This window comes from Phocaeicola sp. RTP21198st1_B8_RTP21198_201120 (assembly GCF_040929485.1).
Classification (GTDB): Bacteria; Bacteroidota; Bacteroidia; order Bacteroidales; family Bacteroidaceae; genus Phocaeicola; species Phocaeicola dorei.
This window is the reverse complement of record NZ_JBCOCI010000408.1, coordinates 1-1,251: the sequence shown is the minus strand read 5'-3', so window position 1 is coordinate 1,251 and position 1,251 is coordinate 1. Positions and strand designations below refer to the sequence as shown.

The 1,251-nt window shown below is 45.6% G+C and carries 1 protein-coding gene; it reads left to right on the top strand.

The annotated features are described in order from the left end of the window. Positions 1–1,251 (top strand): glycosyl hydrolase 115 family protein (locus AB5935_RS26780; RefSeq protein ID WP_368327954.1); only part of this gene is annotated, 1,251 nt, incomplete at both ends.

Genomic DNA, 1,251 nt, shown 5'->3' with positions numbered 1-1,251 from the left:
GTACAGAAGATATCGTAACCATCGGTATGCGCGGAGACGGTGACGCGGCCATGAGTAAAAGCACCAATGTGAAACTTCTGGAGAATGTAGTCAAGAATCAGCGCAAGATTATTGAAGAAGTCACCAAACGTCCGGCCAAAGAGACTCCGCAAGTATGGGCGTTGTATAAAGAAGTATTGGATTATTACGATAAAGGTATGCGTGTGCCCGATGATGTAATCATGCTATTGTGTGATGACAACTGGGGCAATGTATGCCGCCTGCCAAATGCCAAGGAACGTAAGCATCCGGGCGGTTGGGGCATGTATTACCATGTAGACTACGTAGGTGCTCCGAGAAACTCCAAATGGCTGAACGTAACCCCTATACAAAATATGTGGGAGCAACTTCAACTCACATACGATTATGGAGTAGAAAAGCTGTGGATACTGAATGTAGGCGATTTGAAACCAATGGAATATCCGATCACGCTCTTCATGGATATGGCATGGAATCCCAAGCAATTCAACGTCTCCAACTTGCTGGATCATCCCCGTCGTTTCTGCGCACAGCAGTTTGGCGAAGACCAGGCGGATGAAGCCATGCGAATCTTAAACCTGTACAGCAAATACAACGGCCGCGTGACGGGAGAAATGCTCGACCGGAATACTTATAACCTGGAAACCGGCGAATGGAAACAAGTATCTGATGAATATCTGAAACTGGAAGCGGAAGCTTTGAGACAATACATATCACTGAAACCGGAATATAAAGATGCCTACAAGCAATTAATCCTCTTCCCCGTTCAAGCCATGGCAAACCTGTACGAGATGTATTATGCACAAGCCATGAACCATAAATTGTATAAAGAAAACAATCCGCAAGCTAACGAATGGGCAGATAAAGTGGAACAGGCTTTTGCACGGGACAAAGCGTTGAGTGACGATTATAACAACATTATGTCCGGCGGCAAATGGAAGAATATGATGATTCAGAAACATATCGGTTATACCTCATGGAATGATAACTTCCCCGCTGATACACTGCCTAAAATCTACCGAATCGAAAATCCGGAAAAGGCTGTCGGTGGATACGTATTCACCGGACAAGACGGATATATAGCCATAGAAGCCGAACATTACTACAGCGCTAAAGCAGCGCCTGGTACGGAATGGACAGTGATTCCCTATATGGGGCGTACCCTTAGTGGCATGGCTCTGATGCCTTACACACAACCAACTGACGGAGCTTCTATCTCCTACAAGATAAAGT